Raw genomic sequence first — 20,514 nt, forward strand, 5'->3', positions numbered from 1 at the left:
GTCAGGCCCCCATCCGGTTCTGGCGTCCGAGCGCGTCCCGCAGCGCGTCGCCCAGCGCGGAGAACGCCAGGATCGTCAGGACGATCATCAGTGAGGGTGCGAACAGCGGGAACGCCGAGTGGTAGATGTTGTCGAAGGCGTCCCGCAGCATGCTCCCCCAGGACGCGGTCGGCGGGCGCGCGCCGAGGCCCAGGAAGCTGAGGCTGGCCTCCGCGGTCACGATCAGCCCGAGCGCGAAGGTCGTCTGCACCAGCAGCGGGCCGCTGGCGTTCGGCAGGACGTGCCGGAAGAGGATCCGCGGCGTCGAGAAGCCCAGCGCGACGCACGCCTCCACGTAGGTCTCGTTCCGCACCGAGTACGCGGCGCCCCGCGCCACCCGGAAGAAGCGGGGAGCGAGCGTGATGCCGACCGCGATCATCGCGTTGGTCAGGCCCGGCCCGAGGATGCCCACGATCGCGAGCGCGAGGATCAGGGACGGCAGCGACAGCAGCACGTCGGAGATCCAGTTCAGGACGGTGTCGAGCCGCCGGCCGACGAACCCGGCGAGCAGCCCGGCCGGGAACCCGAGTACGACGGCCAGGGCGATCGCCTGCACCGCGGCCAGCACGGTGACCCGCGTGCCCTCGATGAGGCGGCTGAGGTTGTCCCGGCCCAGGCTGTCGGTGCCCAGCCAGTGCTCGGCGCTCGGCGGCCGCAGCAACTGCATGAGGTCCTGCCGGGCGGGGTCGTGCGGGGTGATGAACGGCGACAGGAGCGCGACGAGCGCGAGCAGCGCGATGAAGGCGGCCGCCGCGACGGCGACGGGGCTGCGCAGCAGCCGCCGCGCCGTCCGGCCGCCGCCGCGGCCGCGGGGGCGCCGTGCGGGCGGCCCGCCGGTGCCGGGCGGGGCCTTGTCCGGGGTGGCGTGGACGGTCATCGGGCGGTCCTCCCGGTCAGGTCCGAACCTTGGGGTTGAAGTAGCCGTACGCGATGTCGACCGCCACGTTCGCCAGCAGCACGCCGATCCCGCTGATCAGGACGACGCCCTGGATGAGCACGACGTCGCGGGTGAGGACGGCGTTCATGGCCAGCGCGCCGAAACCGTTCATGCCGAAGACCAGCTCGACGACGACGGCGCTGCCGAGGACGTGGCCGACGTGCAGGCCGAGCACGGTCACGACCGGGGTGGCGGCGTTCTTCGCCGCGTGCTTGCCGATCACCCACCGCTCGCGCAGGCCCTTGGCGCGCAGCGCCCGGATGTAGTCCTGCTCCAGCGTGTCGACCATCGAGCCGCGGGTCTGCCGCGCGAGTTCGGCCGCGGCCAGGAGCGCCAGCGCGAAGCCGGGCAGGACCAGGTGCCGCAGCCAGGTCCCGGCGCCCTCGCCGAGCGGCGCGTAGCCGCCGGTCGGCAGCCACGCGCGCTGCAGCGCGAAGAAGATGATGAGCGCCAGGCCCGCGACGAACGGCGGGACGGCCTGGACGGCGGCGGCCACGGCGGTGACGGCGCGGTCCGCGAGGCCCCCGCGGCGCAGCGCGGCCAGCGTGCCCGCCGGGATCGCGATCAGCACCGCGAACACCATGGCGACGAGCCCGAGCGACAGCGTGACGGGCAGCGCCGCGGAGATCCGGTCCCGCACCGGTATGCCGCTGCCGGGCGAGCGGCCGAGATCGCCGTGCAGCACGCCCCACACGTACGCGCCGAACCGCTCGAAGATCGGGTCGTCCAGGTCGAGGTCGGACCGGACGGCGGCGATGGCCTCCGGGGTCGCGTCCTCCCCGGCCATGATCGCGGCCGGGTCCCCGGGCATGAGCTCCACCAGCAGCAACGCGACCAGCATGACGCCGAGCAGGGCGGGGATCGTGGTGATCAGGCGGCGGCCGAGCAGCTTCAGCACGGCGCACCCGCCGGCGGGGCAGGGGTCACCCAGGCAGGGGTCACTGGGGCAGGGGTCACTGGGGCAGTGGTCACCGGGGCAGTGGTCACCGGGGCAGTGGTCACCGGGCTCACCGCCCGGTGACGCCGACGCGCCGGAAGTCGAGCTTGCCGAGGTCCTGGACGACGATGTCCGCGCTGCCGACGACGTTCGGACGGGCCAGCACGACCGTGGAGAACTGGACGATCGGCACGTGGACCGGGTTCTCGATCAGGTACGCGCCGATCTCCCGGTACGCCTTCTCCCGCTCCGGGCCGCCCACCGGCAGCGCCCGGGCGTCCCGCGCCATCTTCTCGAGCGCGGGATCGGCCGGCCCGGGATTCTCCTTGCTCAGGTAGGTGCGGGTGAGCGTCTGCGAGGGTTCGGCGTAGTGGAGCATGGTGCCCACGTACGCCTGGGACCGGCCCTCGCGCCAGATCGCGTGGCTCTCCGTTCCGCTCTTGGGCGACAGCTCGACCTTGAGGCCGATGTCCGTCAGCGCCTGCTGGACGACCTGGGCGAGCGTGTCGTGGGGCGAGGTCGTGACCTGCAGGACGGTCACGGCGGCGCCCTCCGCGCCCGCTTCGCGGACCAGCGCCCGGGCGCGCTCCAGGTCGTAGGGGTTCTTGTCCAGCTTCGGGTCGAAGCCGAGGTACCCCTCGTTGAAGGTCTGGTAGGAGGGCGGGTTCAGGCCGCGCAGGACCTGCTCGGAGATCTTGGCCCGGTCGACGGCCAGGTACACCGCGCGGCGGACGCGGACGTCGTCGAACGGGGCGATGGCGCCGTTGAGCAGGACGCCGAGCGAGATGGGCGACAGCTCCTGCTCCCAGTGGTAGCCCTGACCGGCGAGCGGCTCGGACACCGAGTTCAGGGGCGGCGACATGTTGGCGGCGTCGTACCGGCCCGAGCGCACGCCGTTGAAGCGGGCGTTGGCGTCCGGGATGGTGGTGATCGTGAGCTCCGCCGCGAGGGCCGCGTCGGGGTCCCAGTGCCCGTCCCGCCGCCGGTAGACGACGTCCGCGTCCTTCGCCGCGGACACGAGCGTGTAGGGCCCGGTACCGGCGGGCTCGGACTTCAGGTCCGTGCCGAACGCCGCGGGATCGACCATCATCCCCGCCGTGCCGTCGGCGAGCGTCCACGGCAGGCCGGGATCCGGATGCGACAGGTGGAACACGACGTGCGTCGGGTCGACGACCTCGACCCGCTCGATGGCGTCGATCTGCCCGGCGACGGTCGAGTCGGGGCCCATGGCGCGTTCGATGTTCGCGGCGACGGCCTCGGCGTCGAACGGGGCGCCGCCCGCGAACGTCACGCCGTCGCGCAGGACGAAGTCGATGCTGAGCCCGTCCGGCGCGATCTCGTACGAGGTGGCGAGCTGCGGGGCGAGTTCGACCTTGTCGCCGCGGCCGGCCAGGGTCAGCAGCCCGTCGTAGACGGGGCGCATCCAGATCGAGTCGGACGGGTTGACCGGCCGGTGCGGATCGAGGGAGTTCATCCCGATATTGATCGCGAAGCGGAACTCGGCGGCGCGGTCGGCCGCCTTCGCGGCGTCCACCGCCGCGGCGTCCGCCCCGCCGGTTCCCGAGGTGCCGCTGCAGGCGGTGGTGCCGAGCAGGAGAAAGGCCACGAGGCAGGAGGCGAGGCGGGCGGGGAGGGAGCGGGAGGGAGGCTTCATCGACAGTCCCTTCGCTGGCCGGGGTGGGGGCCGCGCCTGCATTGAAACATGTGAGCGTTTACTTATCAAGGAGTATGTGAGCGCTCACTAAGCCAATCGCCGGGATCGGGTTCCGGCCGACCGGGACGGGGGTGGCGTCTCAGAAAGTGGGACGCCGTTCCGAGCATCGGGCAGCGTGTGGCACACTGGGTCGCATCATGCGCCACAGCCTCGTGATTATCGGCTGGCGCGCCGGCATCTGACGGGACAACGCCGGCGCGCAGACCTCTCACGTCCGTGAGGGGTCTTTTTTGTGTCCTGGCGCCGATCCGCCCATATCTGGGGGTTTCCGAAACCATGCAAGGTGACGCTTTCCACGTCTACGACACCACCCTGCGCGACGGCTCGCAGCAGGAGGGCCTGAACCTCTCCGTGGCCGACAAGCTCGCCATCGCGCGCCACCTGGACGACCTGGGCATCGGCTTCATCGAGGGCGGCTGGCCGGGCGCCAACCCCAAGGACACCGAATTCTTCAGGCTGGCTCGGACCGAGCTGAACCTGAAGCACGCGCGGCTCACCGCGTTCGGCGCGACCCGCCGGGCCGGTGTGAAGGCGGCCGACGACCCGCAGGTCGCCGCGCTGCGCGACTCCGGCGCGTCCGTCGTGACCCTGGTCGCCAAGAGTCACGACAGGCACGTCGAACTGGCCCTCCGCACCAGCCTGGAGGAGAACCTCGCGATGATCCGCGACACGGTCTCCCACCTGCGTGCGGAGGGCCAACGCGTCTTCCTGGACGCCGAGCACTTCTTCGACGGCTACAAGGCCAACCGCGCCTACGCGCTCGAGGCCGTCCGCGCCGCCGCCGAGGCCGGTGCGGACGTCGTCGCGCTGTGCGACACCAACGGGGGCATGCTCCCGGACGAGCTCGCCGACGTCGTCAACGACGTGGTCTCGCTCGGCGTGCGGGTCGGCATCCACTGCCACGACGACTCGGGCTGCGCGGTGGCGAACTCGCTCGCCGCGGTGAAGGCCGGGGCGACGCACGTCCAGGGCTGCGCCAACGGGTACGGCGAGCGCAGCGGCAACGCCAACCTGTTCACGCTCGTCGGGAACCTGCAGCTCAAGCGGGGGATGAACCTCGTACGCGACGACCAGCTCGCCGAGATGACCCGGATCGCGCACGCGGTCTCCGAGGTCACGAACATCGCGCCCGGCTCGCAGCAGCCCTACGTGGGCCTGTCGGCGTTCGCGCACAAGGCGGGCCTGCACGCGTCCGCCGTCAAGATCGACCCGGACCTGTACCAGCACATCGACCCGGCGGCCGTCGGCAACGACATGCGGATGCTCGTCTCCAGCATGGCCGGGCGCGCCTCGGTCGAGCTCAAGGGCCGCGAGCTCGGCTACGACCTGTCCGGCGACAAGGCCAAGGCCGTCGTCGACCGGGTCAAGGAGCTGGAGTCGACCGGCTACACCTACGAGGCCGCGGACGCCTCGTTCGAGCTGCTGCTGCGCGAGGAGCTGACGGGCGTCCGGCAGCGGCACTTCGAGGTCGAGTCGTGGCGGTCGATCGTGGAGCGCCGCCCGGACGGCTCCATGGTCAGCGAGGCGACCGTGAAGCTGCACGCCAAGGGCGAGCGGATCATCGCGACCGGCGAGGGCAACGGCCCCGTCAACGCGCTCGACAACGCCCTGCGGATCGCCCTCGAGCGGCTGTACCCGGAGCTGGCGCGGCTGGAGCTCGTCGACTACAAGGTCCGCATCCTGGAGGGCGCGCACGGCACCGACGCCCGCACCCGGGTCCTGATCGAGTCGGGCGACGGCACCCGCGAATGGGGCACGGTCGGCGTCGAGGACAACGTCATCGCCGCGTCCTGGCAGGCCCTGGAGGAGGCCGTCACCTACTGCCTGCTGCACGCGGGCCACGAGGTCGGCTAAGGCGCCGCCGGAGGGGCATGATCGGTCCATGAGCACCGAAGTGACCGACGATCCCGCCGAGCAGCGGTACGACATCACCGTCGACGGCGCCCCCGCCGGATTCACCGAGTACGAACCGGGGGAGGGCGTCGTCATGTTCACGCACACCGAGGTCGACCCGGCCTTCAAGGGCCAGGGCGTCGGCGGCGCGCTGGCCAGGGGAGCGCTGGACGACGTCCGCGCGAAGGGCCTCGGGGTCGTCGCGCTCTGCCCGTTCATCAAGTCGTGGATCGAGAAGCACCCCGACTACCAGGACCTTTTGGCGCGCTGACGAACGCGGCGGTGCCCGTCCGGTCCGGCCGGACGGGCACCGCCGCCTCCGCTCAGCCCTCGGCGGGCTTCGGGGCGGCGCTCTGGACGACCTCGAAGCCCCACAGCTCCGCGCCCGCCGCGGCCGGGCCGCCGTGCCCGTGGCCGTGGCCGTGGCCGTGCCCGGCCGGGCGGTCCTTGGCCGCCTCGGCGTGCCCGCGCTGGAACTCCTGGCTCTCGGTCCAGCGCTTGAAGTCCTCCTCGCTGCGCCACTTCGTGTACACCATGTACCGGTCCTGGCCCTCGACCGGGCGCAGCAGCTCGAAGCCCTCGAACCCCTCGGCCGACTCCACCAGCCCGGCCCGGCCGGCGAACCGGCGCTCGATCTCCTCGCGCATCTCCGGCTTGACGGTCAGGACGTTGATCTTCACGACGGACACGCGGGTCTCCTTCGCCTCGGGTGCGTGCTCTCCCTGCATCGTCCTACATCGCCTGGGGCCAGGTCGTCCCGCCCTCCAGGGTGAGCCACGCCGACAGCGACGCCTCCTTCACCCGCACCCGGACGCGCGAGTACCGGTGCGGGTCCACCAGGCCGGGCCCCGACCGGATCACCGAGTCGTAGACGAAGTCGGACGCGACGAACGCCAGGTCCGCGCCCGTCTCGGCCACCCGCCGCTTCACCGCCGGGGCGTCCACCAGCCGCGCCGCCGTGATGAGCGCCATGCCCGACACGCCGCGGTCGCCGCGCCGCACCGGACCGACGTGCAGCGCGGCGCGCAGCTGCAGCCGTGTCGCGTCGGCCGCCCGCCGGTTGTGCCGCCGCAGCGACGCCGCCAGGTGCGCGAGCATCGGGTCGACGACCCGCTCGGTCGGCGTGGTCGGCGGGACGACGACGAGCGCACCGTCCCCGCGGTCCTCCTGGTAGAGCCGCGAGAAGTCGATCCCGGACGCCGCGAACGCCGCGTCCAGCCACTCGTACATCGCCGCCGCCACCACCCGCCGGTCGGCGTCGGTGCGGCGCGGCGAGCCGAACCCCGTGATGTCGGTGACGAGCACCGAGCAGTTGCCGTCCGACCAGTCCGGCGGCGCGGGCCCCCGGTCCTCGGTCTGGCGCCGGTACACCTGCCGCTCGAGCACGGCCCGGACCCGCGGGTGCGCGGCCAGGAACGCGCCGAACGCCCCGTCGGGCACCCGCAGCGCCGCCACGTCGCCCTCCGCCGTCACGGTGGCGGACCGGTCCCGGACGAGCAGCGCCGCGCGCTCCCCGACCAGCTCGCCCGGCCCGCGGAACGCCACGATCCGCTCGTCGATCCCGTCCCGCACCCACACGCGCGTCCAGCCGTCGACGATCACGATGACCTCGCTGGCGAGCCCGCCCTCCTCGCACAGGACGTCCTCCTTGCGGTAGACGTGCCCGCGCGCGCTCGCGAGGAGCGCGCGCCGCTCGTCCTGCGACAGCGCACCCCAGAACGTCGTCTCCGGATAGCGCCCCGCGGCGGGTTCCACGGGCGCGGCCCGCGCGCCGGTGGCCAGGTCCGTCGACCGGGACGCCGCCGGCTCCTCCGGCGCGGAGCTTTCCGGCGTTCCGTCCCGCATGTACTGGACGACCGCGGTCGTCACGGCCGCCGCGGGCAGCGACAGGAACGCCACCACCCCCGCGACCGCCGCGCCCGCCGAGCCGTCCAGCGCGTACCCCAGCACGAGCCCGAACAGCGTCACGGGCGTGGTGACCCGCGCGCTCAGCGGCTTCGGCGACTCCCGTCCCCCGCGTCCTCGAGACCTCACGATGCTTCCCTTCCCGAGAAGGCCCGCGCCCCCGCTCCGGCCGGCTCCTCGGCGCTCGTCGGATCCCCACATCCCACGCACAGGCTAAATCGCGATGCAGCGGATAGCCATACTTTTAATGTACGGAAGCCGGTGAATATTAGCTACCCTGATGGTGACAGTGTGCCGATAAGTAGAGCGTCAGGTTTTCGTGCCGCCCGAACAGGGCAAACTCACACGTACACCCTTTTCCGGGGCAGGGGATGGCTGCCGGAGGGCTGCACATCGGCCTGACGGCGTCCCGCCGCGCCCCCGGCGCGGGGCGGAGCCGACCGTCGCTCTCCGGATTGGAGATGAGCAGCCCATGACCAACGCTCGAGCCGACGAGGACGCCCCCCAGGTCCGCGCGGAGGCGGTTCCGCAGGGTGAGCGCGTCACGATCAACCTGACCGGCAAGGCCGTCCAGGCCCTGCAGCGGCTCCAGGAGATGACCGGCTACAACAAGACCGACTGCATCAACCGCGCGCTGATCATCTCCGCCGAGATCGAGCGGATGTCGCGCGAGCCGGGCGCCGTCTACTGGCGCGAGACCCCCGACAGCGACCTGATGCTCGTCCGCTTCGTCTGACAGCGGCGGCGTTCGCGGTGCCGCCGCAGGCGCCCCGGCCCCGCCGTCCGGCCGGCGCCCCGGCCGTCCACAGGAGGGCCCGGCCTTCCGGGGCGTCGCCGCCCACGCGGCGGGCGGAGCATCACGGCCGCCGGAGCACCGGAGCACCCTCCCGAATACGCGGCACGGCGGGCTCCTCGGGGATCGGCTTCAGCCGTCGTCGTCGAGCGGCGGAACGTTGCGCGAACCTCCCTGACCGGGGCGCCTGAGGATGTCGTCCGGGACGTCTCCGGCGTTGTAGTGCAGGCGCGTCCGGTCAGCGGGCCAGATCGTCACGGTCAGGCGGAAGGCCCGGCCGTTCTCCGAGTACGCCGTCCGGACGGTCTCGAAGACGACGTCGGCGGCCGAATCGCCCAGACTGAAGAACTGCTTCTCGTTCACGTCCGGGACACGCGCCCTGATCTCGTCGTGGAAGCCGACCTCGGTGTAGCCGAGGGTCTCCTTCAGGTATGCGACCGCGCCCTCGGGGATGTCGCGCGGCTTGAGCAGCCGGGACGCGCCCGCGGTCGCGAAGTCCAGGGGATAGAAGGACGTCTGCATCGCCCACGCGCGCCCGTTGAGGAAGAGCAGCTGGTGCCGGGAGATGAACTCGGTCTCCTCGTCCGTCTGCAGGTACCAGGAGATGAGCTGTGGCCCTTCCTGGACCTCGACCTTGACCGGTGAGACGGTGACCGTGCTTCCCTCCGGGATGAACGCGTCCCGGTTGTACCACTTGCCGCCGTCGCTGTCGCCGTCGGGCGCCAGGCCCAGCGCGGCGGCCGACAGGGTGACGTGGTCGGCCTGCGGGCGATGGACCACGAACGTCCCCTTGCCCCGCTCGGAGATCACGGCGCCCTGCTTCTGCAGCCAGGACAGCGCCTCGCGTACCGTGTTGCGCGAGACGCCGTAGTGCGTTTCGAGGTCCTTCTCCGGCGGCAGCCGCCGCCGCGCCCCGGACCCGTCGCCCGGCGCGAGATCGCCGCGCTCGATGCGTTGGAGCAGGTCGCTGGCGACGTCGCGCCAACGCGGAGGCGTCGTGCGGGTCATGTCTCGCTCCTCCCGCCGAATGGGCCACAGTGCCGGCGCGCGCCATGTGCCATGGCGAGGCGCGAATCCGCATTGTGGCCTGAAGCCACCGGCGATGATCGGTCGTGGCCGACTCCGGACGACCACGACCGATTCCGATCAGTAGCCGCGCAGGCCGTCGAACAGCCCGTCACGTGCGCCCGCCCGCCTTCGAGGCCAGGCGGGTAGGAGGGTCGCGTGCGCGACCGCACGCGCCAGCCGCGCCGGCACGGGCAGCAGGCCGCCGCCGAGCGGTGCGGCGTCTCCCAGCACGGTGCGCGTTCCCTGCTGGCCTGAGACATACGCGCCCTGCCGCCAGCCGTTCCACTCGTCCCACACGAGGGCCTGGGTGTCCAGGACGATCGTGGCGTCGACGGGCCCCTTCGGGTCGAGCCAGGCACGGCTAACCGGGACGCCCAGGTCGGCGATGGCGTCAACAGTGGCCTGGATGTAGCCGTGGGCGGCGTCTACCTCATGGTCGGGGTGGTGCGGCACATACGTGGAAATTGGCATTCCAGTCCTTTGGTGTGATTGGCGCTATTCGTGTTCTTGTGCGGTGGGTCTGTTTTTCCATACCTCTTCGGGGACGTCGCCGGCGATGAAGCGGAACTTGTTGCTGCCGGGTTTGTAGACGGTGACCGTGAGGCGGAACGGCTCCCCATTTTGATCATAGGCGGTGCGCCTGTGCACGATCACCGCGAGACTGTCCTTTGGGAGTCCGAAGAACTCCGCTTCCTCGGGGGTTGGAGGTCTCGCTTCGAAGACGTCCTCGTACCCGACCTGGACATGGTCGAAGTTTCGCAGGTAGGCAACGGTTCCTTCAGTGATGTCGACTGACTTGACCAGCGCCTTCGCCTTGAACCCGAGGTCCCACGTAAAGTAGGACCACTGCATCGAATTTGGCTTGTCGTCGATGAACCGTTTCTGGAACCGGCAGACCACGTCCGGAGCGTCTTCGTCGGGACCGGCAGGGGGTATTTTAAGTGCCTTAATGTGCATCTCGGTGGCAGTGATGATTTCCACGCTGGGTTTCGATGAGTGGGCGGAGTGGTTCTGACGCCTGGCCTCTGTCACGAAGGCTCGCCCCTCCCCGCCGCCGAACGCGCGGCCGGGGCCCTCGTCTTCGCCTAGGTCGGTGTGGTTCAGCGTGATCACGAACGGCGGGACGTCCTCGGTGACGAAACTGCCCACCTTCGGAATGGTCTTGACCCGCTCCCTCTTGGTCAGTTCCTTGATCGCCGCCTTCACCGTGTTTCGGGAGACAGCCCACTGGGCGGCCAGTTCCTCCTCGCTCGGGAGCCGATCACCCGGCCCCAGGACCCCCTGCTCGATCTGGCGCTGGAGATCTTGGGCGATCTGCTTGTACTGGGCCGTGGACTCATCGGCTGCCATGGTGCCCTCCCGCTGAGATCTGGCCTGACGGTCCCCCTGGATCCAACTAGATGCATCCAGAAAGTTTTACCCAACCAGATGATGGTTACATCTTTAGGTAGGCAGGATCGAATCAGCCGCCTTGGTCGGAGCCATCCTAGTCAGGGGGAATCGCGAGATCCAGGAACGCGGTCCAAGCGCTGATCGGTCATCGTCGAGACCTCCGAGGGAGGGACGATGGGCAGTGCGTTCGTCATCTACCTGTGGATCCTCGTGCCGGTGGCGTTGTTCGTGGTCACCGTCGGCTGCATCGTGCTCGCCGGTCGCCGCATGCGGTACGTGAGCTTCCGTGTTCAGCGGCCGGTATCCGGGGCGACGCGTCGGGCGGTCATCGTCAACGTGATCATCCGTGAGGCCGGTTCGGCTGCACCATGCGCTTCTTCGCAACCGCTTCGATCCCCGTCCGCTTCGATTCCTGGAGGGGCGGGCCGGCCGAGGTGAAGAACATGGAGACCTCCCAGGATGCCGTGTCGAGTGACGTGAGCGAAGCGCCGCCGGAGCAGCCGACCGAGGGCGCACATCCGCGCCTGGTGCTGACCAGGGTGCCGGAGGCGTCCGGCGTTCTCTCAACACGCATGGTGCTCGCCGGCATAGTGGCGTTGACCGTCACCGCGGAGACGGGCCGCTGGGTCGGCGCGTCTCCCCGGGTCACGCTCGTCTGCTCGGTCGCTGCTCTTGGCGCCGTCGTGATGCGGCGGGCGGGGCGAACTCGCGGGGGACAGGCGAGAAGCCACGGCGGCGGTTGAGTTCGTTCCTCGCGCCGAGCTTTTCCCTTCGAGATCGGCGCGGGGGAGGAGGAGTTCCGTCGAAATCGTCGAAATCGGTGGCGGATTTCGGGCTCGGCGGTCACCATGGGACGAGCGCGGCAAGCGCGGCGTTCCCGCATGCCGTCCCCCAGCCCCCGAACACCGGAGTGATCGTATGCCTGTCCGACCCTGGAGACCCGAGGATCTCGGGCGTCCGACGGACGGAGAGCGGGTCGACGTCGCCTTCGGGCTGGGGCGGGTGTGCGAGCACGAGGGCGACCTGGAGCGGGCCGCCGGCTGGTACCGGCGGGCGGCCGAGTCCGGGCACGCCGGCGCCGCGCTGCGGCTCGGCGCCGTGCTGGGCAGGCTGGCCGACGCGCGGTCCGCCGACGCGTCGGACGAGTCCGCCGAGGACCTGCTCGCCGAGGCCACCCGCTGGCTGAGCGGCGTGCAGGCCGCCACCACGCCGGACGCCATCGCGCTGATCACCGACATGCTGAACCGGCACCAGCGGCAGGCCGCGCGGCGGGGGCTGGAGCCCACCGCGACGGGCTGAACCGCCTCTCGGGGACGAACCTCGCGGCCGTTCCGGCCGTCGGACTCCATGAGACCGACGACGGGAGAGTGGCCGATGAGCGGCGACGAGCGCCGGTACGTGCCCCCGGATACCCCGACCGCCACCCGGTTCACGGCCGCCGATCCCGGCGCGACCGCCCCGGACCCGCCCGTCTCGCCGGACGACCCCGCGGACGCGGCGACCGTCCCCGAGCCGCCCGGTCGGCGCGAGGAGCCCGAGGCGCTGGACGTCCGGGTCGCGCCGCTGCACGCACCGCCCGTCCAGCCCTCCGGTGGGACCGCCGAGTTCGCCGATCCCGCCGCCGCGCCCCCTCCGGTACGCGATAGGGGAGGGAACGTCCGCGGTCCGGCCCTCGCGCTCGGTGCGGGCGTCCTGGCGGTCGCGGTGGCCCTCGCCGCGATGTTCGTCCTCGGCGGCGACGGCGGGGCGGAGCGCGGTTCCGCGCCCGCGACGCCGTCGCGCGAGGCCGCGGGCGGCGCCGCGCCGGTGCCGACGGACGGGGGCGGCGCCGCGCCGGCGCCGACGGACGCGCCGTCCACCGAGCCCCCGGCGTCGGAGGCGCCCGCCGCCGGGGTGCCGACGGCGGGGCCGGGACGGCTGCAGGGCGTCGGCGTGACGTACGAGGTCGGCCAGCGCGACTCCGGCTACTACGAGGGGACGTTCGTCCTGACCAACCGCACCGGCGCCCCGATGACGTCCTGGCGGCTGTCGTTCGTGGTGCCCGGCGGGGACGTGCGCAACGTATGGGGCGGACGGCTCGTGCAGGGCGGCGAGCGGGTGGTGATCGAGAACGCGGCGGGTGCGGCGGCCGTCCCGCCGGGCGGCACGGTGACGGTCCGGTTCGGCGCCGCGGGGGTTCCGGCGGCGCCCGCCGAGTGCGTCCTCAACGGCGCGGGGTGCGGCTTGTGACCGGGGTACTAGGCTCTCGAGCATGCGTATCGCCAGGTTCTCCACCGACGAGGGCATGTCCTTCGGGGTGGTGGAGGAGAACACCGTCGCCGCCGTCGCGGCGCATCCGTTCGGGGAGCTCACCTTCACCGGGCACCGGTTCCCGCTCGCCGACGTCCGGCTGCTGGCCCCGATCCTGCCCAGCAAGGTCATCGCGATCGGCAAGAACTACGCCGAGCACGCGGCCGAGATGGGCGGGGAGGCGCCCGCCGAGCCGCTGATCTTCGCGAAGCCGTCCACCAGCGTCATCGGTCCTGGTGAGGCCGTCGCCTACCCGGAGAAGCTGTCGGAGCGGGTCGACTACGAGGGCGAGCTGGCGGTGGTGATCGGCCGGATGTGCCGCGAGGTGCCGGCCTCCCGGGCCGCCGAAGTGATCCTCGGCTACACCTGCGCGAACGACGTCACCGCCCGCGACCTGCAGGCCAGGGACGGCCAGTGGACGCGCGCGAAGGGCTTCGACACGTTCTGCCCGCTCGGCCCGTGGATCGAGACCGAGGCCGATCCCGCCGACCTGGCGATCAGCACGTCCGTCAACGGCGAGGTGCGGCAGAGCGCCCGCACGTCGCAGCTCATGCACGACATCCCCAAGCTGGTGGAGTACGTCAGTCAGGTCATGACGCTGCTGCCGGGGGACGTCATCCTCACCGGCACCCCGGCCGGCGTCGGCCCGCTGGAGGTCGGGGACGAGGTCACCGTCACGGTGGAGAACGTCGGAAGCCTCACCAACCGGGTCGTCGCCCGCGAGTGAGGCGGCGACCGGGGCGAGGCTCGGGCCGTCGCGACGGAGACGCGCGAACGGCCGTCCGCTAATCGTTTTGGTCCGCGTCCCCGGTTCCTGTAGTCTCTTCGAGGCGCGAGCGACCGGTCCGGAAGGGCGGGAAGCCCGCGTACCTCTCTGGGGTATGGTGTAATCGGCAGCACGACTGATTCTGGTTCAGTTAGTCTAGGTTCGAGTCCTGGTACCCCAGCTGCGTCCGCGATAGCGGACAGGCCCCCGTCGTCTAGTGGCCTAGGACGCCGCCCTCTCAAGGCGGTAACGGCGGTTCGAATCCGCTCGGGGGTACACGTTCGCTTCTCCCCGGCAACGCGTGGGAGCGGACGGCACGTCCAGCCCCCGTCGTCTAGTGGCCTAGGACGCCGCCCTCTCAAGGCGGTAACGGCGGTTCGAATCCGCTCGGGGGTACAGAAGAAATCCCAGGGATCACCCTCGAGATCGCGTGACCCTTGTGCGCCCCACGGCCGGGCGTGATCGGACGGCTCCGTCCGCACCTCTGAATCGATACCGCCACTCGCCTCATCTGCGATGCCATCGATCCGTTCCGGGGCCGATGGCGTGATCCGGCCGCCATCGAACCGCCGGCAACTCTCGGACCCGGCAAGCACTCCGCGGCGCGGGCATGGTCTCCGCCCGCGAACCCGTTGAGCGACGAATCGAGTGCGCCCGACAGATCGACATCCGGCCAACATAGGTTAGGCTAACCTAAATGACGCCACCGTCGGGCATCGCCGGTGGCAAGTCATCGTGCCCCGTCGACGTGCGCTCGTGGAACCGCCCTTCTCGGGATAAGTGAGGCTGAGGAACGATGAAGCTGTGCATGGCGACCGTGTCGATCGGCGGAAGCCTCATCGAGAAGATCGCCGCGATAGGCGCCGCGGGATTCGACAGCCTGGAACTGCTCGACGACGACCTCCGGAAATCGGGCATGACGCCGGAGGAATGCGCCCGCCGCTGCGCCGACCTGGGCCTCACCATCGACCTCTACCAGCCGTTCCGGCGTGCGGAAGGGGTTCCCGAGGACGAGTTCCCGACGGTCCTGGCCCGCTTCCGGCGGGAGCTCGAGGTGATGCGCAGGCTCGGCGCCGACTCGATCCTGGTCGTGTCCAACACCGACGCCGACGCCGACGGCAGCCGCGATCTGTCGGCGGGCCAGCTGGCGACTCTGGGGGACGCGGCGGCGCAGAACGGGATGACGGTGATGTTCGAGGCGCTGGCCTGGGGTACCCACATCAGCCGGACGGCCGACGCCTGGGAGACCGTCCGGTACGCCGATCATCCGAACGTCGTCCTGGTGGTGGACACGTTCCACCTGAACGCCGCCGGAGAGGACGTGTCGGTGCTGGAGGGGCTGCCGCGCGATTCCGTGGGCTTCTTCCAGGTGGCCGACGCGCCGTGGCTGTCGATGGAGGTCGTCCAGTGGAGCCGCGGCCACCGGTGCTTTCCGGGCGAGGGGGAGTTCGACGTGCTGCCCCAGGTCGCGGCGGCGGTCGCGTCCGGCTACCGGGGGCCGCTGTCGCTCGAGATCTTCAACCCCGGGTACCGGGAACGGCCGGCGGACGAGGTCGCCAAGCTCGGCGCCGACTCCCTGCGGCAGCTGGTCGGCGACCTGGTGGAACGGGCCGCGGGGCCGGTCGCGCTCGGGGACGATCACCGCCGCGTCCGGTAGCGGTCGAGGTACTCGGTCGGCGAGATGCCGAAGTGGCTCTTGAACACGCGGCGGAAGGCGTTCGCGTTCGTGTAGCCGACCCGGTGCGCGACCGCCTCCAGGGCCGCGTTCGAGCGCAGCAGGATGGCGGCCGCCTCCATCCGGTTCCGGATCCGCCACTGCCGCAGCGTCATGCCGGTCTCGGCCTGGAATGTCCGCTCGACGGTGCGCACGGACGTGTGCACCGATTCCGCGAGTTTCTCCACGCCGCGGATGTCGCCGGGGTTGAAGCGCAGCGCCTCGGCGATGGCCCGGGCCGGTTCGCTGGACGGCATCGGAAGCCCGGCGGACAGCACCGGGCTCTCCTCGATCAGGGCGAGGATCTGCCGGGCGAGGTTCGGGGTGGGCTTGATGATCGTGTTCCACGACACCGTATACGCCAGGAGGAGCATCTGCAGATCCCGGTCGACGGTGACCAGCGTGGGCTCGGTCAGGGTGGTGGCGGTGTCGGCGGCCTCGAAGAACAGCGGCATCGTCACCGAGTTGGCCCGGACCGTGAACTGGTGCCTCACGCCGACGGGGAGCCACAGCGCGGTCCCGGTCCGCAGCGTGCGGCCGTCGCCGCCGACGATGAGGTCCGTGTCTCCGCACACCTGCCACAGCAGGACGTGCAGGTGCTCTTCGTGCTGCTCGGGGATGGTGACCGCCGGCATCCAGATGCGCCAGGGAGCGGGCGCGTCGCCGTACGTGCGCTGAGACATTTCGTCAACCTCGGGTCCGGTTCTGTCGCATTCTGCGCCATGGCTGTCGGAATCAGTGCACCGCGAGAAATTAGGTTCGCCTAACCTTACGTCGGGCGCATGTCGCGTACGTACCCCCAGACGGCCGGCGCCGCCGGACAACCGAGAGGACCCCCATGACCAGCTCCATTCTCCGACGCGGCAGGCGGTGGCGTCTTGCCCCCGCCGTCGCGCTGACGGCGCTCCTCGCGCTCACCGGCTGCGCCTCGACCGATGACGGCGCGTCGGCCGAGCCGGGGAGCAGCGAGCCGGCGGGCCTGCTCCCGGCGGCCGAGGGCACCACGACGTACCCGCTGACGCTGAAGACGTGGGCGGGGGAGACGACCCTCGAGAAGCGTCCCGAGCGGGTCGCCGTGATCGGCATGTCCCCCAACCTGGACGCGCTCCAGGCGCTCAAGGTGACCCCGGTCTACGCCCTCACCGAGGACCCCGAAGTCGGGTGGCGCGACAAGGCCTGGGCGCAGAAGATCGAGAAGGTGGACACCGCCACCCGCAAGGACCCGATCAACTTCGAGGGCATCGCCGCGACGAATCCCGACCTGATCGTCGCCGTGGGCGGGATCCTGGAGAAGCCCGAGTTCACGAAGCTGGCCGACATCGCACCGGTGCTCGACACCGAGACGGAAGAGCAGATTCCCTGGCAGGACCTCCAGCGCCTGGTCGGTAAGCCGCTCGACCTCGCCGCGGCCGCGGACAAGGCGGTCACCTCGGCCGAGCAGGCGGTCGCCGAGGTCGCCAAGGCGCACCCGGAGTTCGCCGGCAAGACCATCACCGTCGCCAACGACTACGGCCCCCAGAGCGGCCTGTCCTACTACACGGTGGCCGGCAGCATCACCGAGGGCATCATGACCGACCTGGGGTTCAAGCCGAACCCCAACGCGAAGGAGTTCGTCGACGAGGACGTGGTCTCCGACGAGAACCAGGGCCTGCTGGACGCCGACCTGCTCGTGGTCGTCTACGGCAGCGAGGCGTTCCGCAAGGAGCGCGAGGCCAAGCCCCTCTTCAAGGACCTCAAGCCGGTGGCGGAGGGCCGCTACGTCGCGCTCACCCTGGCGGAGAACGACCCGACCAAGCTCACGAACGCCGCCGGAGAGCAGGTGGAGAACGTGACCTGGATGCTGCGTATGGGCGCCAGCGCGACCAGCCTGCCCTTCGGCACCAAGGTGATCGCCGACGAGTGGCTGGCCGGCGCCAAGCTGTCCTGACCGCCGACCGCAAGGGATCCGGGACCGGGGCCGCCGCGGCCCCGGATCCCGGATCCGACCGCTATCCGCAAGGGAAGGCCGTGCCGCCAACCTCCACGCACCGGCCGCCCGGGAAGGCCGAACTCCCGGACGCCGCGCCCCTGCCGTCGCTGTACCGCCGCCGCGCGATGGGGCTGCTGGTCATCCTGGCGGCCCTCGGGATCGCCGGGCTGTTCAGCCTCGCGTTCGGCGCCAACCCGATGTCGCCCGTGCGGGCGTGGGACGTCCTCTGGGACCGGGACGGGACCGAGGCGTCCAAGATCGTCTGGACCGTGCGGGTGCCCCGCACCCTGCTCGGCGTTCTCGTCGGCGCGGCGTTCGGAGTGGCGGGCGCGCTCATCCAGGCACTGATCCGCAACCCGCTGGCCGAGCCCGGAATCCTGGGCGTCAACGACGGCGCCCGGTTCGCCGTCACCTTCGGCGTCGGGGTCTTCGGCCTGACCAGCATCGACGGCTACATCTGGTTCGCCTTCCTCGGCGCGGCGGCGGCGACGGTCGTGGTCTTCCTGATCGGCTCGGCCGGGCGCGGGTCGGTCTCACCGGTGACGCTCGTGCTGGCGGGGGTCGCGCTGGGCGCCGTGCTGCGCGGGCTCTCCACTTTCCTGGTGCTGATCGACGAGGAGACGTTCCGGGCGATCACCCACTGGGGGCTCGGCTCGATCGCCGGCATCGGCCCGGACAAGATCCTCGCCGTGCTGCCGTTCATCGTGACCGGCCTGCTCATCGCGATCGCGCTCGGCGGGCCGCTGAACTCCATCGCGCTCGGCGACGACCTGGCGGCCTCGCTGGGCACCAAGGTCGGGCGCACCCGGGTGCTGGGGGTCGTCGCGGTGACCCTGCTGGCCGGCGGCGCGACCGCGCTGACCGGCGGGCTCGTGTTCGTCGGGCTGATGGTGCCGCACGTCGTCCGCTGGTTCACCGGCCCGGACCAGCGGTGGATCATCCTGTACTCGGCGCTGGCCGCCCCTGTCCTGGTGCTGGCGGCGGACGTCATCGGCCGGGTGATCGTCCGCCCCGGAGAGATCGAGGTGGGCATCGTGACCGCGGTGATCGGGGCACCGGTGCTGATCGCGCTGGTGCGGCGGCGGATCGCGAGCGGGTTGTGAGCGCGGGCCGCGTCGCCTTCGGGTACCGCACCCGGACCGTGCGGTCGCGCGTGGTCTCCGGGCGCGTGGGCATCCGGTCGCTGGTGGTCACGACCGTCCTGTTCCTGGTCGCGCTGGGGTTGGGCACCGTCGCTCTCACCCACGGCGATTATCCGCTCACCCTCCAGCAGGTGCTGGCGTCGCTCACCGGCGCCGAGCAGGGCTTCGAGCGGACCGTCGTCCTCGAGTGGCGGCTGCCGATCGTGATCGCCGCCATCGTCTTCGGCGCGCTGCTCGGCATCGGCGGCGCGATCTTCCAGTCGCTGACCCGCAACCCCCTCGGCTCTCCCGATGTGATCGGGTTCGACGCCGGCTCGTACACCGCGGTCGTGGTCACCATCCTGGTGATCGGGACGGGCAGCTACTGGGAGATCGCCTTCGCGGCGATCGCCGGCGGGCTGGCGACCGCGTTCGTCGTCTACGTCCTGTCCTACCGGCGCGGCATCCAGGGCTTCCGGCTGATCATCGTCGGTATCGCCGTCTCGTGGATGCTCGTCTCGGTGAACAACTACCTCATCTCCCGCGCCGAGATCGAGGACGCGATGACCGTAGGGCTCTGGCACGCGGGCTCCATCGGCCGCGTCACCTGGCCCCCGATGATCCCGGGCCTGGCGATCGCCGCGGCGATCATCATCGCGGCGGCCCTGCTCGCACCCGCGATGCGGCGCCTGGAGCTGGGGGACGACGCCGCCGTCACGCTGGGCACGCGTCCCGGACCGGTCCGGCTGGGGCTGATCGTGGCGGGCGTCGCGACGACCGCGGTGGTCACCGCCGCCGCCGGCCCGATCAGCTTCGTCGCCCTGGCGGCGCCCCAGCTCGCCCGCCGACTGGCCCGCTCACCCGGGGTGAGCCTCCCGGCCTCGGCCGCGATGGGAGCCGTCCTGCTGGTCGGCGCCCATCTGCTCTCCCTGCTCATCGCCCAGGCGTACCGGCCGGTGCCGGTCGGGCTGATCACGCTGTGCCTGGGCGGCGGGTACCTGATCTGGCTGCTGATACGCGAAACCAACCAACGGTACGGACTCACCCGATGAACCCCGCGAGACCTGAGAAGGACGAGATGACCGACTCACCCGGGACGGCGGACCCCGCGGGCGACGGCGCCCGTGTCGTCGTCGACGACGCCACCATCGGGTACGACAAGCGCACCATCTCGGAACGGCTGTCCGTGACGATCCCGGACGGCTCGTTCACCGCGATCATCGGCCCCAACGGCTGCGGCAAGTCCACCCTGCTGCGGGCCCTCGCCCGCGTGCTCACCCCCAGCAGCGGGACGGTGCTGCTCGACGGCAGGGAGATCGGCTCCTACAAGTCCAAGGAGGTCGCCCGCCGGCTCGGGCTGCTGCCGCAGAGCTCGCTCGCCCCGGACGGCATCCGGGTGGCCGATCTCGTGGCGCGGGGCCGGGCGCCCTACCAGAACCTGATCCACCAGTGGCGCCGGTCCGACGAGGACGCCGTGGCGGCGGCGCTGGAGGCGACCCGCCTGACCGAGCTGTCGGGACGGCTGGTGGACGAGCTGTCGGGCGGGCAGCGGCAGCGGGTGTGGGTGGCGATGCTGCTCGCCCAGGACACCCCGGTCATGCTGCTCGACGAGCCCACCACGTTCCTGGACATCGCCCATCAGTACGAGCTGATGGAACTGTTCCGCGACTTCCACGACCAGGGCAAGACCATCGTCTGCGTGCTGCACGACCTCAACCAGGCCGCCCGCTACGCCGACCACCTGATCGTCATGCGCGACGGGCGGATCACCACGACCGGGGCACCGCGCGACGTCATCACCGCCGAACTCGTCGAGTCCGTGTTCGGGCTGCGGGCCCTGGTGACGCCCGACCCGGTGACCGGCACGCCCAGCGTCGTCCCGCTGGACCCCCGCTCGGCGGAGGTCCGCCCGGTGGAGCCGCACGAGTCCGGCACCGACCACGAACCGTCACCCTCCCGCCGATAGGAGAAGGAGAG

General features: G+C 71.3%; 22 protein-coding genes and 3 tRNA genes. 16 read left to right on the forward strand and 9 right to left on the reverse strand.

Going from position 1 to position 20,514, the window contains the following annotated elements; genetic code table 11:
- Position 1: 1 nt before the first annotated feature.
- The 3 genes from F7P10_RS33250 to F7P10_RS33260 form a co-directional block, all read right to left on the reverse strand.
- Positions 2–916, reverse strand: a complete 915-nt coding sequence (locus F7P10_RS33250) for an ABC transporter permease (protein WP_151015563.1) — start codon at positions 914–916, stop codon at positions 2–4.
- A 16-nt stretch (positions 917–932) separates the two neighbouring features.
- A complete protein-coding gene (locus F7P10_RS33255; protein WP_151015565.1) occupies positions 933–1,874 on the reverse strand; it encodes an ABC transporter permease in 942 nt (313 codons plus the stop codon).
- Positions 1,875–1,983: 109 nt separating this feature from the next.
- A complete protein-coding gene (locus F7P10_RS33260; protein ID WP_151015567.1) occupies positions 1,984–3,567 on the reverse strand; it encodes an ABC transporter substrate-binding protein in 1,584 nt (527 codons plus the stop codon).
- Positions 3,568–3,903: 336 nt separating this feature from the next.
- On the opposite strand from F7P10_RS33260, the gene cimA reads away from it, so the two are divergent.
- Together cimA and F7P10_RS33270 are read left to right on the forward strand one after the other, a co-directional pair.
- On the forward strand, positions 3,904–5,481 hold the full coding sequence (cimA, locus tag F7P10_RS33265) for a citramalate synthase (RefSeq protein ID WP_151015569.1): 1,578 nt from the start codon (positions 3,904–3,906) through the stop codon (positions 5,479–5,481).
- Positions 5,482–5,509: 28 nt separating this feature from the next.
- Complete coding sequence (locus F7P10_RS33270) at positions 5,510–5,791, forward strand: GNAT family N-acetyltransferase (RefSeq protein ID WP_151015571.1); 282 nt, start codon at positions 5,510–5,512, stop codon at positions 5,789–5,791.
- A 52-nt stretch (positions 5,792–5,843) separates the two neighbouring features.
- On the opposite strand, the gene F7P10_RS33275 is transcribed toward F7P10_RS33270, so the two are convergent.
- Both F7P10_RS33275 and F7P10_RS33280 read right to left on the reverse strand, forming a co-directional pair.
- Positions 5,844–6,209 carry an antibiotic biosynthesis monooxygenase gene (locus tag F7P10_RS33275; RefSeq protein WP_302851382.1) on the reverse strand — a complete coding sequence of 122 codons (366 nt, stop codon included), beginning with the start codon at positions 6,207–6,209 and terminating at the stop codon, positions 5,844–5,846.
- A 43-nt stretch (positions 6,210–6,252) separates the two neighbouring features.
- Positions 6,253–7,554, reverse strand: coding sequence for a Crp/Fnr family transcriptional regulator (locus F7P10_RS33280; RefSeq protein WP_176611753.1), 1,302 nt, complete (start codon positions 7,552–7,554; stop codon positions 6,253–6,255).
- A gap of 343 nt (positions 7,555–7,897) precedes the next feature.
- Here F7P10_RS33280 and F7P10_RS33285 point away from each other — a divergent pair, with 343 nt between their 5' ends.
- The gene (locus F7P10_RS33285) at positions 7,898–8,161 is read left to right on the forward strand and encodes a hypothetical protein (RefSeq protein WP_151015577.1); all 264 of its coding nucleotides are present in this window, start codon (positions 7,898–7,900) and stop codon (positions 8,159–8,161) included.
- Positions 8,162–8,350: 189 nt separating this feature from the next.
- Here F7P10_RS33285 and F7P10_RS33290 read toward each other — a convergent pair whose 3' ends face one another.
- From F7P10_RS33290 to F7P10_RS33300, 3 genes are all read right to left on the reverse strand, one after another.
- Positions 8,351–9,226 (reverse strand): GntR family transcriptional regulator, encoded by an 876-nt coding sequence (locus F7P10_RS33290; RefSeq protein ID WP_151015579.1) that lies wholly within the window; start codon positions 9,224–9,226, stop codon positions 8,351–8,353.
- Between the two features lie 138 nt (positions 9,227–9,364).
- The gene (locus tag F7P10_RS33295) at positions 9,365–9,757 is read right to left on the reverse strand and encodes a DUF6292 family protein (protein WP_151015581.1); all 393 of its coding nucleotides are present in this window, start codon (positions 9,755–9,757) and stop codon (positions 9,365–9,367) included.
- 24 nt (positions 9,758–9,781) lie between these two features.
- On the reverse strand, positions 9,782–10,636 hold the full coding sequence (locus F7P10_RS33300; RefSeq protein ID WP_151015583.1) for a GntR family transcriptional regulator: 855 nt from the start codon (positions 10,634–10,636) through the stop codon (positions 9,782–9,784).
- Positions 10,637–10,852: 216 nt separating this feature from the next.
- On the opposite strand from F7P10_RS33300, the gene F7P10_RS33305 reads away from it, so the two are divergent.
- The 9 genes from F7P10_RS33305 (at position 10,853) to F7P10_RS33345 (ending at position 15,390) form a co-directional block, all read left to right on the forward strand.
- A complete protein-coding gene (locus tag F7P10_RS33305; protein ID WP_151015585.1) occupies positions 10,853–11,116 on the forward strand; it encodes a hypothetical protein in 264 nt (87 codons plus the stop codon).
- Positions 11,117–11,121: 5 nt separating this feature from the next.
- Positions 11,122–11,421, forward strand: coding sequence for a hypothetical protein (locus F7P10_RS33310; RefSeq protein ID WP_151015587.1), 300 nt, complete (start codon positions 11,122–11,124; stop codon positions 11,419–11,421).
- Between the two features lie 175 nt (positions 11,422–11,596).
- Positions 11,597–11,977: a hypothetical protein gene (locus tag F7P10_RS33315; RefSeq protein ID WP_151015589.1), complete on the forward strand. Its 381-nt coding sequence runs from the start codon at positions 11,597–11,599 to the stop codon at positions 11,975–11,977.
- A 75-nt stretch (positions 11,978–12,052) separates the two neighbouring features.
- On the forward strand, positions 12,053–12,907 hold the full coding sequence (locus tag F7P10_RS33320; RefSeq protein WP_151015591.1) for a cellulose binding domain-containing protein: 855 nt from the start codon (positions 12,053–12,055) through the stop codon (positions 12,905–12,907).
- A gap of 22 nt (positions 12,908–12,929) precedes the next feature.
- On the forward strand, positions 12,930–13,694 hold the full coding sequence (locus F7P10_RS33325; RefSeq protein WP_151015593.1) for a fumarylacetoacetate hydrolase family protein: 765 nt from the start codon (positions 12,930–12,932) through the stop codon (positions 13,692–13,694).
- 148 nt (positions 13,695–13,842) lie between these two features.
- A tRNA-Gln gene (locus F7P10_RS33330) sits at positions 13,843–13,914 on the forward strand.
- A gap of 22 nt (positions 13,915–13,936) precedes the next feature.
- Positions 13,937–14,009, forward strand: a tRNA-Glu gene (locus F7P10_RS33335).
- A 47-nt stretch (positions 14,010–14,056) separates the two neighbouring features.
- Positions 14,057–14,129, forward strand: a tRNA-Glu gene (locus tag F7P10_RS33340).
- 400 nt (positions 14,130–14,529) lie between these two features.
- Positions 14,530–15,390 (forward strand): sugar phosphate isomerase/epimerase, encoded by an 861-nt coding sequence (locus F7P10_RS33345; RefSeq protein ID WP_151015595.1) that lies wholly within the window; start codon positions 14,530–14,532, stop codon positions 15,388–15,390.
- On the opposite strand, the gene F7P10_RS33350 is transcribed toward F7P10_RS33345, so the two are convergent.
- Complete coding sequence (locus F7P10_RS33350; protein ID WP_151015597.1) at positions 15,372–16,130, reverse strand: AraC family transcriptional regulator; 759 nt, start codon at positions 16,128–16,130, stop codon at positions 15,372–15,374. The genes F7P10_RS33345 and F7P10_RS33350 overlap by 19 nt on opposite strands.
- A gap of 155 nt (positions 16,131–16,285) precedes the next feature.
- Here F7P10_RS33350 and F7P10_RS33355 point away from each other — a divergent pair, with 155 nt between their 5' ends.
- From F7P10_RS33355 to F7P10_RS33370, 4 genes are all read left to right on the forward strand, one after another.
- A complete protein-coding gene (locus F7P10_RS33355) occupies positions 16,286–17,374 on the forward strand; it encodes an ABC transporter substrate-binding protein (RefSeq protein ID WP_151015599.1) in 1,089 nt (362 codons plus the stop codon).
- Between the two features lie 80 nt (positions 17,375–17,454).
- The gene (locus F7P10_RS33360) at positions 17,455–18,519 is read left to right on the forward strand and encodes an iron ABC transporter permease (protein ID WP_254716156.1); all 1,065 of its coding nucleotides are present in this window, start codon (positions 17,455–17,457) and stop codon (positions 18,517–18,519) included.
- Positions 18,516–19,589 carry an iron chelate uptake ABC transporter family permease subunit gene (locus F7P10_RS33365; protein WP_151015601.1) on the forward strand — a complete coding sequence of 358 codons (1,074 nt, stop codon included), beginning with the start codon at positions 18,516–18,518 and terminating at the stop codon, positions 19,587–19,589. Before F7P10_RS33360 ends, F7P10_RS33365 begins: the two co-directional genes overlap by 4 nt.
- Positions 19,590–19,615: 26 nt before the next feature.
- Positions 19,616–20,503, forward strand: coding sequence for an ABC transporter ATP-binding protein (locus F7P10_RS33370; protein WP_151015603.1), 888 nt, complete (start codon positions 19,616–19,618; stop codon positions 20,501–20,503).
- Positions 20,504–20,514 lie beyond the last annotated feature (11 nt).

It is taken from the genome of Actinomadura sp. WMMB 499 (genome assembly GCF_008824145.1).
Lineage (GTDB): Bacteria > Actinomycetota > Actinomycetes > Streptosporangiales > Streptosporangiaceae > Spirillospora.